General features: G+C 38.6%; 14 protein-coding genes. 12 read left to right on the forward strand and 2 right to left on the reverse strand.

Annotated elements, in window-relative coordinates; translation table 11 throughout:
- Window positions 1–240 precede the first annotated feature (240 nt).
- Genes RK01_RS12005 through truA form a run of 4 tightly spaced genes read left to right on the forward strand, consistent with a single transcriptional unit; the run spans window position 241 to window position 3,461 of the window.
- On the forward strand, window positions 241–1,080 hold the full coding sequence (locus tag RK01_RS12005) for an energy-coupling factor ABC transporter ATP-binding protein (protein ID WP_016173544.1): 840 nt from the start codon (window positions 241–243) through the stop codon (window positions 1,078–1,080).
- Window positions 1,056–1,913: an energy-coupling factor ABC transporter ATP-binding protein gene (locus tag RK01_RS12010; RefSeq protein ID WP_016173545.1), complete on the forward strand. Its 858-nt coding sequence runs from the start codon at window positions 1,056–1,058 to the stop codon at window positions 1,911–1,913. The genes RK01_RS12005 and RK01_RS12010 overlap by 25 nt, the downstream gene beginning before the upstream one ends.
- Window positions 1,910–2,707, forward strand: coding sequence for an energy-coupling factor transporter transmembrane component T family protein (locus tag RK01_RS12015; RefSeq protein WP_016173546.1), 798 nt, complete (start codon window positions 1,910–1,912; stop codon window positions 2,705–2,707). Before RK01_RS12010 ends, RK01_RS12015 begins: the two co-directional genes overlap by 4 nt.
- Before the next feature lie 10 nt (window positions 2,708–2,717).
- The gene (truA, locus tag RK01_RS12020; protein ID WP_016173547.1) at window positions 2,718–3,461 is read left to right on the forward strand and encodes a tRNA pseudouridine(38-40) synthase TruA; all 744 of its coding nucleotides are present in this window, start codon (window positions 2,718–2,720) and stop codon (window positions 3,459–3,461) included.
- A 56-nt stretch (window positions 3,462–3,517) separates the two neighbouring features.
- Here the strand turns inward: truA and RK01_RS12025 are convergent, their stop codons facing one another.
- Entirely contained in the window at window positions 3,518–6,121 is a 2,604-nt protein-coding gene (locus RK01_RS12025; protein WP_016173548.1) for a YfhO family protein, read from the reverse strand.
- A gap of 493 nt (window positions 6,122–6,614) precedes the next feature.
- Window positions 6,615–6,803: a 50S ribosomal protein L28 gene (gene rpmB, locus RK01_RS12030; protein ID WP_016173549.1), complete on the reverse strand. Its 189-nt coding sequence runs from the start codon at window positions 6,801–6,803 to the stop codon at window positions 6,615–6,617.
- Between the two features lie 319 nt (window positions 6,804–7,122).
- Here rpmB and RK01_RS12035 point away from each other — a divergent pair, with 319 nt between their 5' ends.
- The 8 genes from RK01_RS12035 (at window position 7,123) to opp4B (ending at window position 16,451) form a co-directional block, all read left to right on the forward strand.
- Entirely contained in the window at window positions 7,123–7,485 is a 363-nt protein-coding gene (locus tag RK01_RS12035; RefSeq protein ID WP_016173550.1) for an Asp23/Gls24 family envelope stress response protein, read from the forward strand.
- 45 nt (window positions 7,486–7,530) lie between these two features.
- The gene (locus RK01_RS12040) at window positions 7,531–9,219 is read left to right on the forward strand and encodes a DAK2 domain-containing protein (protein WP_016173551.1); all 1,689 of its coding nucleotides are present in this window, start codon (window positions 7,531–7,533) and stop codon (window positions 9,217–9,219) included.
- A gap of 126 nt (window positions 9,220–9,345) precedes the next feature.
- Window positions 9,346–11,382 (forward strand): ATP-dependent DNA helicase RecG, encoded by a 2,037-nt coding sequence (gene recG, locus RK01_RS12045; RefSeq protein ID WP_016173552.1) that lies wholly within the window; start codon window positions 9,346–9,348, stop codon window positions 11,380–11,382.
- Between the two features lie 81 nt (window positions 11,383–11,463).
- Window positions 11,464–12,474, forward strand: coding sequence for a phosphate acyltransferase PlsX (gene plsX, locus RK01_RS12050; protein WP_034864843.1), 1,011 nt, complete (start codon window positions 11,464–11,466; stop codon window positions 12,472–12,474).
- 112 nt (window positions 12,475–12,586) lie between these two features.
- Complete coding sequence (acpP, locus tag RK01_RS12055; protein ID WP_016173554.1) at window positions 12,587–12,829, forward strand: acyl carrier protein; 243 nt, start codon at window positions 12,587–12,589, stop codon at window positions 12,827–12,829.
- A gap of 708 nt (window positions 12,830–13,537) precedes the next feature.
- Window positions 13,538–14,542 carry an ABC transporter ATP-binding protein gene (locus RK01_RS12060; protein ID WP_016173556.1) on the forward strand — a complete coding sequence of 335 codons (1,005 nt, stop codon included), beginning with the start codon at window positions 13,538–13,540 and terminating at the stop codon, window positions 14,540–14,542.
- Window positions 14,543–15,487 carry an ABC transporter ATP-binding protein gene (locus RK01_RS12065; protein WP_016173557.1) on the forward strand — a complete coding sequence of 315 codons (945 nt, stop codon included), beginning with the start codon at window positions 14,543–14,545 and terminating at the stop codon, window positions 15,485–15,487.
- A gap of 1 nt (window position 15,488) precedes the next feature.
- A complete protein-coding gene (gene opp4B / locus RK01_RS12070) occupies window positions 15,489–16,451 on the forward strand; it encodes an oligopeptide ABC transporter permease (RefSeq protein WP_016173558.1) in 963 nt (320 codons plus the stop codon).
- Window positions 16,452–16,461 lie beyond the last annotated feature (10 nt).

Below are 16,461 nucleotides of genomic sequence, written 5' to 3' on the forward strand. Positions count from 1 at the left end.
TCATAAAGTGCTTTTTTTTTACCCAAAATTTGGTGTCAAGACAATAAAAACCGAATGCCTCCTAAATAATTTTTAGATAGTCGCGCTTAATAAAAAATTGTTTAGGAGACATTCAGTAATAACAATTTGTATTTGCCATTATTTTCTGCTAAATTTAGTAAGAAAAGCGTTTAAATCAGCTTTTTACCTTCAATATTTATTTTAGGAACGAAAACTATGGAATTAAGGACAGGAGTCGTCATGGAAGATATTATTGAACTTGTTGATATAAAATTCAGTTATGATCCAGAAGCTGAACGTAATGCACTAGATGGTGTTTCCTTTCGAATTAAAAAGGGCGAGTGGGTGGCAATCGTTGGCCATAACGGTTCTGGTAAATCGACTTTAGCTAAAACAATTAATGGCTTGCTATTACCGCAAAATGGTACTGTTAAAGTAGGCGGGAATTTATTAAACGAAGAAAATGTCTGGGATATTCGCCGAATGGTAGGGATGGTCTTTCAAAATCCTGACAATCAGTTTGTTGGCTCGACTGTGGAAGATGATGTTGCTTTTGGGCTAGAAAATCAAGGTATTCCCCGTGATGAGATGTTAGTCCGGGTAGAAGATGCATTACAACAAGTCCGTATGAGTGATTTTAAACAAAGAGAACCTGCGCGTTTATCTGGAGGACAAAAGCAACGGGTAGCTATTGCTGGTGTTGTTGCGTTGCGGCCAGACATTATTATTTTAGATGAAGCGACGAGTATGCTGGATCCAGAAGGTCGCGAAGAAGTAATTTCTACAATTAAGAAGATTAAAGATCAAAATAATTTGACGGTATTATCGATTACTCATGATATTGATGAAGCTGCCAATGCCAATCGAATTTTGGTGATGCAAGAAGGTAGATTGGTCAAAGAGGGCAGCCCTGCTGAAATTTTTTCTGCCGGAGAAAAATTAATCGAATTAGGTTTGGATTTACCTTTTCCGGAAAAATTAAAAGCAGCCTTAAAAGAACGAGGCGTAGCAGTACCTGAAGAATACTTGACTGAAGAAGGGATGGTGGATTGGTTATGGACATCCGTTTTGAACAAGTAGGCTTTACTTATCAACCGGGGACACCGTTTGAACAGCGGGCACTCTATGATATTGATTTAGAAATTCCAACCGGATCTTACACTGCGATTGTGGGGCATACCGGTAGTGGAAAATCGACGTTATTGCAGCATTTAAATGCGTTGTTGAAACCCACTAGTGGGACTGTCACCATTGGCGAGCGTAAAATTATTGCAACGACAGACAATAAGAATTTAAAACCAATACGAAAAAAAGTCGGTATTGTCTTTCAATTTCCAGAGGCTCAGTTATTTGAAGAAACAGTGGCGAAAGACATTGCCTTTGGTCCTAAAAACTTTGGTGTATCCGATGAGGCTGCCAAAGCTCTAGCGGAAGAATATCTTAATCTAGTTGGCTTAGATGCCTCTTACATGGAACGTTCACCTTTTGATCTCTCAGGGGGGCAAATGCGTCGTGTGGCAATTGCAGGGGTTCTGGCGATGGAACCAGAGGTGTTGGTTTTGGATGAACCAACAGCAGGACTTGATCCTAAAGGTCGTAAAGATATGATGGAAATGTTTTTACGTTTACATCAGGAAAAAAATATTGCAATTGTCTTAGTAACTCATTTAATGGATGATGTGGCAAATTTTGCAGATTATGTGTATGTCTTAGAAAAAGGTGCGTTAGTAAAATCTGGCCGTCCCGTGGATGTTTTTCAAGATGTGAAATGGGTCCAAGAAAAGCAAATTGGGGTACCTATGGCAACCGATTTTGCTTTACGTTTGCAAGAAAAAGGGATGCATTTTGATCGGTTGCCTATTACTGCTGAAAAATTAGCTGATATGCTATTGGCAGGAGGTGGTGCCAAATGATGAATAAGTTGATTTTTGGGCGGTATATTCCAGGGGATTCTCTCATTCATCGTCTGGATCCACGGGCAAAATTAATTGCCAGTTTTTATTTTATTGCGGTTATCTTTTTTGCAAATAACTGGCAAAGCTATGCTTTTTTAGCTCTTTTCACATTAGGATGCATTGTGCTTTCCAAAGTTAAAATTTCTTTTTTTATCCGCGGGGTTAAACCGTTAATTTGGTTAATTTTATTTACAGTATTGCTGCAAGTATTATTTACCACAGGCGGTAATGTGATGTGGCATTGGTGGATCTTTACTGTGACAGATTATGGGTTGCTAAATGGAGCATTTATTTTCTGCCGCTTCATTTTGATCATTTTTATGTCGACACTCTTGACGCTGACTACGGCACCTTTGGAATTATCCGATGCCATTGAGTATATTTTGCGTCCCTTAAACGTGGTTCATTTTCCCGTTCATGAAGTGAGTTTGATGTTATCTATTGCCTTGCGCTTTGTGCCAACCTTGATGGATGAAACAGAAAAGATTATGAATGCGCAACGGGCTCGTGGGGTTGATTTTGGCGAAGGCAGTTTAGTCCAAAAAATGAAAGCCATCATTCCTTTATTGATTCCATTATTTGTCTCCAGTTTTAATCGAGCGGAAGATTTAGCTACTGCGATGGAAGCAAGAGGGTATACTGGTGGTGAAGGACGTACGAAATATCGTAAATTAGATTGGCACTGGCGGGATAGTATGGTTATCGTGGTCTTTGCCATTGTTACGGTCTTATTGATTTTGATTCGGAATTGAGGAAGTAAAATTGCGCTATAAAGCTATTATTGCTTATGATGGAACGAACTTTCACGGCTTTCAACGGCAAGTGTCTGGTCGAACTGTTCAGGCAGAACTAGAAAAAACATTAACGAAAATGAATAATGGCAATTTTGTCGAAGTCCAAGGCTCTGGTCGGACAGATGCAGGGGTGCATGCGCTAGGTCAAGTCATTCACTTTGACTTTCTTCAAGCACGGCCTTTAGAAAAAATGCGTTTTGCCCTTGATACACAGACGCCTGAAGATATTGCTTGTAAAAGTGTGGAAATTGTTCCCGATGACTTCCATGTGCGTTATTTGGTAAAAGAAAAAACCTATCAGTTTAAAGTGGATATCGGCAAGCCCCGCAGTCCATTTCGGCGCTTTTATGCCAGTTATTATCCTTATCCTTTAGACTTGACGAAAATAGAAGCCGCATTACCTGCTTTTTTGGGAACCCATGATTTTACTTCATTTTGCGCTTCAGGGAGTTCGGTTGTTGATAAAGTTCGGACAGTACGGGTCGCAAAAATGGTCGTCAATGATGCCGGTGATGAATTGACCTTTACTTTTACGGGTGATGGCTTTTTATACAAGATGATACGAATCATGGTGGGTACATTGCTGAAAATCGGCAATGGGCGGATGGAACCAGAAGCTATTACGGAGATTATTCAAGCCAAAGATCGTAATTTAGCTGGGCCGACAGCTCACCCAGAAGGTTTGTATTTAGTGGAAGTAAAATATGAATAAAAAAATCGTTGTTCCAAACGTCTGCTCTTAGATGTTTGAAACAACGATTTTTTATACTAGGAAATTTGCTTAGTTTTCTTTTGGTAGAAACGATCAAAGAAATAAAAGAGAAGAAGACATGCGATAAATAAACCTACACCAATGGTAAAACCAGGTGGTAAGTAACTTAGTGTGATTTTGTGCTTGCCCTGGGGAACTTTTACACTGACAAAAGCATCCTGAAAGGCGGTAACGGGCACTTTTTTGCCATCAATTTTTGCTTGCCACCCTTTATCAAAAGGAATGGTTGTAACCAGTAACTGATCGTTTGCTGCATCAAATGTGCCAGTAGCATTTCGATTGCCAGTTTCCAAAGGGACTCCTTTTTCCTGCAATGTTTTCATTGCTTTTTCATAAGCAACAGTATCCAAAGTAACTACTTGGGGGTTTTGAAAGCCAATTGATTTGGTGCCGTAAAAACTAGCAGTAAAAGTAATCGTCGTTTCTTTATCGTAATAACCTAAGTCATAATATTGCCCACTGATATTGATTTGGGTTTTGCGCTGTTGACCATTTAATAAGATAGTAACCGTGGAACTTTCCAATTCCGCAAAATCTTCTGGGTAAAGACTTAAGTAGGCTTGTTTATGAGCCGGAACCGTCACGCTCCAAGTAACATCTTTAGCCAAATTTGCTTTTTCTTCGGTTAAGCGCAAGTAATTACCAGTATTGGTCACGGAACTATTGTCTGTTTTGACTAAAGCTAAAGGTAAAAAATCAAAATAGCGGAAATTTTCACCACTTAAACCGTTGATCAAATTGGTTTGTCCGGTCAGATTGTCATTGGGTGGTTGTACAATTTCTTTTGCGCTGTTGTCAGCTAAGAAGGCCAAAGGTAAAGCATATTCGTTTTCATAGAGTTGATAATCATCTTTTTTAGCAATTTCTTTAAAGCCAAACTTATTCAATGGTGTTTTGGTTAAATTATATTTGATACCAGTAAAACCATCCATTAACAATGTATTATTGGTATAGCGAATATTTAAATTAGTCCCTCGTGAACGAAACCCTAATTGATCCAAATAACTTGAAGAATGGCGATTTCGAATAGAAGAAAACATGCTTATGCCGCTATAGCCATAGTTGAAACTATCATTGCTTGAAACTGGATCAAGATTTTCCAAACGGTAAAAAGTGCTGTTATTTTTTTGGGCTTGGGACACGAGATTTTTAATTGCCGGATAAGGTTGAGTATAAAGGCTGCGGGAAGCGTAATTCCAATCATTTAAAATTCCCCGTACCATCCCATTGTTATTCACTGCTGCTTCACAACAAACGACAGCTAGTAGTAAGATACGAGCTGTCTTTCTGGTGAAACTATCTTTGGCAGTGAAGGTAAAAACCAGAATGTATAGAAGTAAAAAACAAATCGTTAAAATAAAAGAGCCAAATTTTACATAAGTATACTCATTATCTCCTCTTAGGCCCATTGCTAAACAAAAGAGCAGCATCATTGCAATGATGATTGCTACGAGTTTTGGCCAGTATTTTGGTTGAAACTGTTCCCAACCATAGCCGGCTAACATAATTACCAAAAATGAAAAGAGATAGGCGTAGCGGAATAAAAACATATTTGGTGCATGCATTCCTTGCCAGAAAAGATTTAACGGTACGAAATAAAAACTAGCAATTAAGATGGCGAATAAAGCGGCAAACAAGATCTTTTCTTTGCGGGCAACGCCTTTAGCAAAGAAATAGAACAAACAAAAAGTTAATGGAAGTAAACCAATATATATAAAGGGAATACTGCCATACTTGGTTGTGTCATAAACCCCAATCATATTTTTCATGATAATATCTAAAAAATTGGTTGCTTCTGTTTTTAATTGGGTAATCTGGGTAAGTTCTTCGCCGTTGGTGCGTAAATCCAAAACTGCTGGCAAGATAATAATCATAGAAGCACCACCAGCTAAAAAAGAAGTTGCCGCATAAGGTAAAATTCTTTTTTTATTAACCTTAAAATTGGCTATGAGACGGACAGCAAAATATAGAACTGAAAAAATTCCGATCATAAAGCCCATATAAAAACTCGAAATAAAAAGGAGTAAATAGCTGAAAAAAAGTAAACGTGGTTTTTGCAATAATAACAGTCGATCGATGCCCCAAATGATTAAAGGGAGATAAATCAAGGCATCAAGCCACATAATAATTTCAGAATGAGCAACAGTAAAAGACATTAAGGCGTAACTAATCGCTAATGCTACTTGCGCCCATTTGTCAATGTTAAAGGTATGTTTAGCATAAAACCAAAAAGCCAAACCGGCACTGCCGACTTTTAGTAAAGTTAAAAAGTACAGTGCGTCAGGCATTAACTGATTGGGGAAAAATAGCACCAAAGGAGTAAAGAGGCCGCCTAAATAATAAGAGATCAACGAAAGATAATTGAGCCCTAAAGAGGTGTTCCAAGAGTATAAGAAACTCTGTTTTCCTAACATCGCATTGCGAAAACTGGCGTGAAAGTTAGAAAATTGTGAAAAGGCATCGCTTGCCAGAATACTGCGGCTGCTGCCAGGATATATCCCAATCGTTAAATAAATAAAGGCCAAAATTAAAAAGGGAAGACCAAAACTCGTCAACATAAAAAGACGATTTTCTTTTAAAAAGGTTTTTACTTGCTGCATTTTGTCACCAAATTTCTCTAGAATAAGTTAAAACTTGTTCTTATTTTATCATAAGTCGCTTTTTGTGGAAGCTTTCAAGAAAAAGAAAAAACGCTTTTAAGGATTGGTTTAATGAAAAATTATTTTTAATGGCTTGAACTGAAAAAAATGGGTGTTATTTGGAAATATGCGAATTGGTATATTCTTCAGTTTACCTACAAACCGTCTTGACACTCTACAAAAAATGCAGTATTTTTAGGGTATTAAAAAAACATATTTCGTATCAATATTACATTTTAATATTGGCACATATTTATAAAAAGACTGGCTTAGTGCCAGTCTTTTTTTACATGCTATTTTTCTATCTTGCGGCTTAGAAAGCGGGAGATTATTTGTCTTTTAATAACGAGAATAATAGAATATTCAGATTATATAAAAAACTACATTATTCCAATAAAGAAAACAAAAAAACCGTCTGAGTTTCCTCAGACGGTGTATTGTAGTCTAGTGTCAATTAAACGCGCTCAACTTTTCCTGATTTCAAAGCACGAGCTGATACCCAAACTTTTTTAGGTTTACCATCGATTAAAACGCGAACTTTTTGTAAGTTAGGTTTAACTGTACGTTTTGTAGCGTTCATCGCATGGGAGCGGTTATTTGCACTTGATGTTTTACGACCTGTAAAATAGCAAACTTTTGCCATGTGACTAGTTCCTCCTTTGCCTTGCTATGGAGCGCATATTAGGGCTCATACTAACTGAATTTACCATAAATGAGACAATTATGCAAGCTAAATTTACCAGCAAATATTGACTTTTTGCTATAAAACATGTAAATTAAACAACGTTGCAGGCTTAGTAAAAGTTTTTATTGCCGTTAGCTCTTTCTTTTATTTAAAGGGTAGCTATGATAAAATACTATAGAAGAAAATGGGGCGATTTGTGCCCATCTTTTGTTATATTCACTTGAAGAATTGCAAAGGAACACATTTGGTAAAGTTTAAATTAAGGGGGCTTATTTTTATGGCTGTAAAAATTAATACTGCATCTGGCACAATCGAAATTACAAACGAAGTGATTGCTACAGTGGTCGGTGGCGCTGCTACTGATGTCTTTGGCATTGTCGGTATGGCCAGCAAGAGTCAGATCAAAGATAATATCAATGAAATTTTACGTAAAGAAAATTATTCCCGTGGCGTTATCGTGCGGCAAGAAGAAAACGGCGTTGCGGTGGATGTCTACACCATCGTCAGCTACGGAACGAAAATTTCGGAAGTTTCGCGGAATGTACAAGAAAAAGTGAAGTACAATTTGGAAACAATGTTGGGTGTAACGGCCAATTCCGTTAATGTTTTCGTTCAAGGTGTACGTGTACTGCCGGATTAGGCAGGAGATCAGCTTTTGAGGGATCGATTCTAAGGAGGATTATCAGTGAAAGTAACGGAAATAAGCGCAAGTCAATTCCAGGAAATGGTCCAGGCTGGTGCTAGTCGTCTGCAAGTCAATGCAGAGTATGTCAACTCGTTGAATGTTTTCCCGGTGCCAGATGGCGATACCGGAACCAACATGAATATGTCCATGACCAGTGGTGCTAAAGCTGTCTCTGATTCTGCATCAGAAAATGTTGGCGAATTGGCGAATGTTTTAGCAAAAGGATTACTAATGGGCGCCCGCGGTAATTCCGGCGTTATCTTATCTCAGTTATTCCGAGGATTTTCTAAACAAATTCCGGATGTTCCCACGTTAAATGCGACAGATTTAGCGAAGGCCTTTACACATGGGGTAGAAACAGCGTACAAAGCTGTGATGAAACCAGTTGAAGGAACGATTTTGACAGTAGCACGGGTAGCTGCAGAATATGGTGAAAAGAAAGCTGCCGAAACGGATGACTGTGTTGCTGTTTTAAAAGCAGTTGTAAAAGGTGGTAAGCGCGCTTTAGCGAAAACACCTGATTTATTACCAGTTTTAAAAGAAGTGGGCGTCGTCGACAGTGGCGGTCAAGGTTTACTATTTGTCTATGAAGGCTTTTTAGCTGCCTTAACTGGGGAATATCAAGCAGATGAAACGTTTGAACCAACACCAGCTGCTATGGATGAAATGGTGAATGCGGAACATCACCGCAGTGTCCAAGGTCAACTTTCCACAGCGGACATCAAATTTGGTTATTGTACCGAAATTATGGTGAACATTGGAGAAGGCCCAACGGTTGATAGTGAGTTTGACTATGAAACTTTCCGTAATTATTTAGATGGTTTAGGGGATTCGTTATTAGTTGTTAACGACGATGAAATTATTAAGGTTCATGTACACACCGAACATCCTGGCGAAGTTATGAACTATGGACAGAAATTTGGTGCATTAGTTAAAGTTAAAGTGGATAACATGCGGTTGCAACATGAAACAATTTTGGAACACGATCACCAAGTTGAAGAATTTGCCACAGAACCTGTGGACTTACCACGTGTTCCTTATGCCGTCATCGCGATTGCAGCTGGTGAAGGAGTAGCCGAATTATTCCGGAGCTTAGGTGCGAACTATGTGATTTCAGGTGGGCAAACGATGAATCCAAGTACCCAAGATATTTTAGATGCGATTGAAAAAGTAAATGCAGATAAAGTGATTGTTTTACCAAACAACAAGAATATCTTTATGGCAGCTGATCAAGCCGCAGAAGTAGCAGAGATTCCAGTCGCTGTTATTCCTTCACGTACCATTCCTCAAGGCATGACGGCAATGTTAAGCTTTAATGAACAAGCAGATTTAGAAGCAAACAAACAAGCCATGACAGATGCGTTAGCAGATGTGATTTCTGGTTCAGTCACGCATGCAATCCGCGATACCAATATTGATGGTATTGAAATTCATGAAGGTGACTTCTTAGGGATGGTTGATGGGGATATTGTCATTTCGGATGCTGATCAAATGCAAACCGCAGTGACAACCTTAGAAAAAATGATTACCGACGATACCGAAATCATTACCATCATTTTCGGGGATGAAGCCAAGGTAAAAGATGCCGAGAAGATTGCAGAAGCTTTATTAGCCAAAAATGATGCTTTGGAAGTTGAAATTCATGAAGGCAACCAGCCTGTCTATCCGTATCTGTTTGCAGCGGAATAAAAAATAAATTTGATAATTTGCAGGTGAAACCAGCTACTCCCAACGGATGAGCCTGGTTTCACTTTTTATTTAGAAATAACTGAATATAAAAATATGTCATATTCTTATTGGAAATGAGGTGATTCATTGACAACAGGACTAAAAACAGAAGTCGCCTATTTAAAAGGAGTGGGCCCAAAACGGGCACAGGACTTAGCAAGTCTAGGAATCAAGACTGTGGAAGATTTATTGCGCTATTATCCGTTTCGTTATGATGATATCAAAGAACGGGATTTAACTGAACTGGCCGATCAAGAAAAAGTTACCTTAAAAGGCGTTGTGGTAGCACCGGCGGTAGTAAATCGTTTTGGTTATAAAAAATCGATGTTGAAATTTCGTATGATGCAAGACCATGTGGTGTTTAATGTCTCCTTTTTTAACCAACCTTATCTAAAAGAAAAAGTTGTTTTAGGGGAAGAATTGGCGGTTTATGGAAAATGGGATGCGAAACGAAAAGCCATGACAGGAATGAAAATTCTGGGTTCTGGGACCGATGATGACTTTGCACCGATTTATCATGTTAATAAAAGTATCAAACAAAAAACTTTAATTGATTTAATTCGGCAGGCCTTTGAACTTTATGGTAATCAAATTGAAGAAAATCTCCCCTTGCCTTTGAAAGAAAAATATCGCTTAATGGATCGCGATAAGGCGATGTATGCCATGCATTTTCCAAAAGACAAAGAAGACAGTCATCAAGCCAAACGCCGCGTGGTTTTTGAAGAATTTTTCTTATTTCAGATGAAACTACAAGCCCTAAAACAAACTGAAAAAGCCGCTGTCAACGGGTTGGCAATTCAATATGATGTGAAACGACTAAAGTTGTTTATTGATAGTCTTCCATTTGAATTAACGCAGGCACAAAAAAAAGTGACAAACGAAATTTGTGCAGATTTAAAAAGTCCCCAACATATGCAACGTTTATTGCAAGGGGATGTTGGCAGCGGAAAAACGGTTGTGGCTGCTATTGCCTTATATGCTACGATGACTGCGGGCTTTCAAGGAGCACTAATGGTACCAACGGAAATTTTGGCACAACAGCATATGGAAAGTTTGAATCAGTTATTTGATCCTTTAGAAGTTTCGACTGCCATTTTAACTGGGTCAACAAAAGCCAAAGAGCGGCGAATTATCTTAGAACAATTAGCGAATGGCGAAATTGATATTGTGGTTGGAACCCACGCTTTAATTCAAGAAGATGTCGCCTTTTTAAATTTAGGCTTAGTCATTACCGACGAACAGCATCGTTTTGGGGTGAACCAACGGCGCGTTTTACGAGAAAAAGGCTTACGGCCGGATGTTTTATTTATGACGGCAACACCTATTCCCCGTACACTTGCCATTACTGCTTATGGTGAAATGGATGTTTCGATTATTGATGAATTACCGGCAGGACGTATCCCCATTGAGACACGTTGGGTACGTCCGAGTCAATTGGATAGTGTGTTGGATTGGTCTTATCGTGAATTAAGACCGGGACATCAAATGTATGTGATTTGTCCATTAATTGAAGAATCTGAAACACTGGATGTAAAAAATGCCACCGAAGTTTATGAGCATCTGCAGGCTTTTTATGGGGCAGACTATACAGTGGGCCTGCTGCACGGAAAAATGAAAAATCAAGATAAAGAAACTATTATGACGGATTTCAAAGACAAAAAAATGCAGATACTCGTTTCCACAACGGTAATTGAAGTGGGTGTTAATGTCCCCAATGCTACGGTTATGTTAATTATTGATGCTGAACGCTTTGGTTTGGCACAGCTCCACCAATTACGCGGACGGGTCGGACGAGGAGCTAAGGCGTCTTATTGTATACTAGTAGCCGATCCCAAAAATGAAACGGGTGCCGCCCGAATGAAAATTATGACGGAAACTAATAACGGATTTGTTTTAAGTGAAGAAGATTTAAAGTTACGGGGACCAGGTGAAGTTTTTGGTTTCCGACAATCGGGGATACCCCAATTTATAGCGGGTGATTTAGTAGCAGATGCCAATATTTTGGAAGTAGCCCGAAGTGAAGCCCAAAATATATGGCAAATGAAAAATTGGCAAGTATTGCCTGCTTATAAAGGATTAGCAGAAGCAATAAAAAATCAGACAGATGAGCAATTTTTCGACTGATTATGCTATACTTTGTAGCATATGCACAGCTCCTACTTTTTTGTAAAAGCATATGGTGAGCTTGGGAGGTATAACGAAATGATGAAAATCGCAGTAGATGCGATGGGTGGCGATAATGCTCCCAAAGCGATTGTCGAAGGCGTAATGTTGGCGAAAAAAGATTTTCCCGACATTGAATTTCAATTATATGGAAAAGAAGCAGAAATTAAAAAATATGTAACTGATGAAAATAACGTAAGAATTATTCACACTGATGAAAAAATCAATAGTGATGATGAACCCGTTAAAGCGATTCGCCGCAAAAAACAAGCATCGATGGTGCTTGCTGCGCAAGCTGTGAAAAACGGTGAAGCCGATGCCATTTTTTCGGCGGGGAATACAGGAGCTCTACTTGCAGCAGGGTTGTTTATTGTTGGCCGGATTAAAGGGATTGAACGTCCCGGTTTGATGTCGACATTGCCTGTTATGGGCAAAGATGGCGGCTTTGATATGCTGGATCTGGGTGCCAATGCGGATAATAAACCGGAACATCTCTTGCAATATGGGATTCTGGGCTCTTTTTATGCGAAGCAAGTTCGTGGAATTGATAATCCGCGAGTAGGCTTGTTAAATAATGGTACCGAAGAAACCAAAGGCAGTGAATTAACTAAAAAAGCTTTTGAACTTCTAAAAGGTGAAGCTACCATTAATTTTATCGGAAATGTCGAAGCCAGAGAACTATTAAACGGCGCTGCAGATGTCGTAGTAACAGATGGCTTTACTGGCAATGCGGTTTTAAAAACAATTGAAGGAACAGCACTCAATATGATGGCCCTTTTAAAAGAGTCCATTTTAGCAGAAGGCTTTAAAGGTAAAATGGGAGCGTTACTTTTAAAAGATGGGTTGCGCAATTTAAAAAATGAAATGGATTACGCAAAATATGGTGGGGCTGTTTTATTTGGACTAAAAGCACCAGTAATTAAAACGCATGGTGCCACAGGTCCTGAAGCCGTCAGCTATACGATTCGTCAAATTCATACCATGTTAAAAAGTGATATAGTACCCCAATTAGTAGCGCAATTTGACGCTCGAGAAGAAAAAAAGGCGAATTAAAAAGCCTTGAAAACAACAATTCCCCAAAAAAGGCTAGACAAAGCATATAGAAACCCTTAAAATGTTTGTTAGCTATCTTTTGATATTGTCATAAACGTGGAGGTGAATACATTTGACGCGTGAAGAAGTATTTAAAAAAGTAGCAGCCGTGATTGCAAACCATTTTAACGTGGATGCTGATCAAGTTACTGATACTATGAGCATCAAAGACGACCTGAATGCAGATTCCATTAGCGTGATGGAATTTGTCTTGGAATTAGAAGATGAATTCGGTACGGAAATTTCTGATGAAGATGCCGAACAAATCGAAACAGTAGGGACAGCAGTAGATTATATCGCTAGTCACTTGTCATAAGAAAGCTGTTAAAACAGAATCTTTTGTCAGTAAAAGAGTAAAGAAAGTTTGCTAAAAATTTTCTTTGCTCTTTTTTTGTTCTTTAAATGCGGCAATTCAGTTTTTAGAGTGAGTCGTAATTTTTTATTTTGACGAAGAGGATTTGTTTTTTTTAGAAACTTTATGAGGATAAAAGCTACTGATGAGTAAAAATGATGAGCTTATTTATGTGATAGGTGGGGAAAAAGTTAATTTTTTTGAAAATAAAAAACAAAGCGCTTTCGTCATTGGAGCAGAGAATTTGTTGTTTAATTGCCAATTTCAATGAGGATAAAAATACAAAAAAAGAAACTATTTTGTATGGATTTTCACTTGAAATTGACTTTGAAAGAGCTTTTTTCACCAGCTTAAAAATTTTATAGTGGTCTTATTTCGGGAATCTAATAGAAATTGCTTTAATTGTAGCAAAAATATATGCTTTAATTTTTATGAAAGATTGGCATTATAGCAAGATTTTCTTCAAATTCAGGAGAAATCAAAATTAATTTTGGGAGTTTTCTGAAAATTCTGCTTTCACAGTTCTTTAACTTGCATTATGATACACCTTTCTATATAATTATTAAGAAATATTAGCGAAAGTGATTGGAGACTGGGAGAAGACAGCATCTCTCCCATGCTTTTTTACATTTTCGGCAAAAATCTCCGTATTAGCGAAAGAGGGGTATTGGATTGTCACAAGATAATCAATTATTAGAAGTTCAAGATCTTCACACAGGCTTCCGTATTAAAGACGAATACTACGATGCTGTTGACGGTGTGTCTTTTACTTTAGAACGTAATGAAATTTTAGCGATTGTTGGGGAGTCTGGTTGTGGTAAAAGTACGTTGGCCACAACAATCATGGGTCTGCATGATTTACAAAACACCCGTATCACAGGTGAAATGCTTTATAAAGACTTGGACTTAGCCAATTTAAATGAAACTTTATATAACAAAATCCGCGGTAACGATATCGGAATGATCTTCCAAGATCCATTGTCAGCATTAAATCCTTTGATGCGGATTGAAGATCAAATTAAAGAAGGCCTGGTTTATCATACCAATATGACTTCTGAACAACGCCAAGCGCGTGCCATGGAATTACTTGATCAAGTTGGTATTCCAAACCCTAAACGAGTGGGGCGTCAATATCCTCATGAATTATCTGGGGGGATGCGGCAACGGGTTATCATCGCAATTGCCATTGCGGCAAAGCCACCAATTTTAATTGCCGATGAACCAACCACTGCTTTGGACGTGACTATCCAAGCCCAAATTTTGGATTTATTAAAAGACTTACAAGAAGAAACCAAATCTGGCATTATTTTAATCACTCATGACTTGGGTGTCGTAGCGGAAATGGCGGATCGTGTAGCGGTAATGTATGCAGGTCAATTTGTGGAAGTAGCACCAGTAGAAGAATTATTTAACAATCCGCAACACCCGTATACGCGTTCACTTTTAAATTCAATTCCGCAAGAAGACAATCATGATAACGAACTCCATGTAATTGAAGGGATTGTGCCAACTTTGGTAAAAATGCCTCGGACTGGGTGTCGTTTTGCCCCACGTATTCCGTGGATTCCTGAAAGCGATCATGAAGAAAATCCAACCTTGCACGAAGTTGGACCTGATCACTTGGTGCGTTGTACTTGCTACAAGCACTTCCATTTTAAAGACGAAGGAGAAGTGTAAATGTCAGAATTAATTACGATTAAAGATCTGAAAATCCACTATCCAATTCGCAGCGGTTTCTTTAACCGTGTGACAGACCATGTCTATGCTGTTGACGGTGTGGATTTTGTCATCGAAAAAGGGAAGACTTACGGTCTGGTAGGAGAATCAGGTTCAGGTAAATCCACAACAGGTAAAGCTATTTTGGGTTTGGAAAAAATTACCAGTGGTGAAATTATTTATAATGGTCAAGATGTGACCAAACGTAGTACCCGTAAGAAAATGAATTATAACAAAGATGTCCAAATGATTTTCCAAGACTCCATGTCTTCTTTAAATCCGAAAAAACGCGTTTTAGATATTATTGCCGAACCTTTACGCAACTTTGAGCGTTTAAGTGATCAAGAAGAGAAAACCAGAGTGAAAGAACTATTGGATATTGTCGGGATGCCAGAAGATGCTTTATACAAATATCCTCATGAATTTTCAGGTGGACAAAGACAACGTTTGGGTGTTGCGCGGGCAGTTGCCACTAATCCCAAATTAATCGTTGCTGATGAACCAGTTTCGGCTTTGGACTTATCTGTTCAAGCCCAAGTACTAAATTTCATGAAACGAATTCAACAACAGTATGATTTAAGTTATCTCTTTATTTCCCATGACTTAGGTGTGGTAAAACACATGTGTGACAATATTGCGATTATGTATAAAGGTCGCTTTGTAGAAATTGGGAGTCGAGAAGATATTTACAATGATCCGCGTCATATCTACACCAAACGTTTATTATCAGCTATCCCTCGCATTGATGTACCAAATCGTGAGGCCCACAAAGAAAATCGTCGTCACGTAGAAGAAGAATACATCAAGCATCAAAAAGATTATTACGACAATACAGGGCGTGTATATGACTTGCGTAAAATTACTGACACGCATTCTGTCGCATTATTGAATGAGGGGGCGAAATAAAATGTGGAAAACAATTTTACGACGTGTACTTTTAATGATCCCTCAAGTTATTATTTTAAGTATTTTAATCTTTATGTTAGCAAAAATGATGCCTGGGGATCCTTTTACTGGGTTGATTAGTCCAACTACATCACCATCTCGGATTGCAGAATTAAGAGAGCAAGCCGGTTTAAATGATCCATGGCCACAACAATATGTGCGCTGGGTTGGAAATGCTTTAAAAGGTGACTTTGGGGTTAGTTATAACTACAAATACGCCGTTACTACTGTTATTGGACAACGAATTGGCAATACAGTTCGTCTGGCTATTGTTACGGTTATCTTAACGTATTTAATTGCGATTCCAATGGGATTATTTGCCGGTCGTTATCAAAACTCTTGGTTTGATAAATTTGTCGTAGCTTATAACTTCATCAGTTTTGCAATTCCTGTATTTGTACTTGCCTTAATTATGTTATTAGTTTTTGGTTACCGACTTGATTGGTTCCCAACGACAGGGAGTGTCTCGATTAATTCCAGTGCCGGTTCCTTCAGGTACTTTTTAGACGAGTTGTATCACGTAGCGCTGCCAGCAATTGTTCAAGCATTACTGGGTACAGCGGTTACGATTCAGTACCTACGTAGTGAAGTTGTCGATGCTAAACAAATGGATTATGTTCGGACTGCCCGTTCTAAAGGGGTTCCAACCAATCGGGTATTTACACGCCACATTTTCCGAAACGCATCATTACCAATTGCATCACAGCTAGGTTATGAAATTGTCGCTTTGATTTCTGGTTCAGTGGTTATCGAGCGTATCTTTAACTATCCGGGGATTGGGAACTTGTTTATCTCAAGTATTCAACAACGGGATTATGCTATCATCACTGCGTTGACGTTGATCTTTGGGATTGCTACTTTGATCGGGACATTGATTTCTGACATCGTGATGAGTATCGTTGATCCTCGGATCCGCATTCAGTAGGTAGGGGGAT

This window comes from Enterococcus dispar ATCC 51266, assembly GCF_000406945.1.
In the GTDB taxonomy this organism is placed as follows: Bacteria; Bacillota; Bacilli; order Lactobacillales; family Enterococcaceae; genus Enterococcus_C; species Enterococcus_C dispar.

Coding starts and splice junctions, on each gene's coding strand:
- RK01_RS12005 (WP_016173544.1), top strand. CDS start 241: ATGGAAGATATTATTGAACTTGTTGATATAAAATTCAGTTATGATCCA.
- RK01_RS12010 (WP_016173545.1), top strand. CDS start 1,056: ATGGACATCCGTTTTGAACAAGTAGGCTTTACTTATCAACCGGGGACA.
- RK01_RS12015 (WP_016173546.1), top strand. CDS start 1,910: ATGATGAATAAGTTGATTTTTGGGCGGTATATTCCAGGGGATTCTCTC.
- RK01_RS12025 (WP_016173548.1), bottom strand. CDS start 6,121: ATGCAGCAAGTAAAAACCTTTTTAAAAGAAAATCGTCTTTTTATGTTG.
- rpmB (WP_016173549.1), bottom strand. CDS start 6,803: ATGGCAAAAGTTTGCTATTTTACAGGTCGTAAAACATCAAGTGCAAAT.
- RK01_RS12035 (WP_016173550.1), top strand. CDS start 7,123: ATGGCTGTAAAAATTAATACTGCATCTGGCACAATCGAAATTACAAAC.
- plsX (WP_034864843.1), top strand. CDS start 11,464: ATGAAAATCGCAGTAGATGCGATGGGTGGCGATAATGCTCCCAAAGCG.
- RK01_RS12065 (WP_016173557.1), top strand. CDS start 14,543: ATGTCAGAATTAATTACGATTAAAGATCTGAAAATCCACTATCCAATT.
- opp4B (WP_016173558.1), top strand. CDS start 15,489: ATGTGGAAAACAATTTTACGACGTGTACTTTTAATGATCCCTCAAGTT.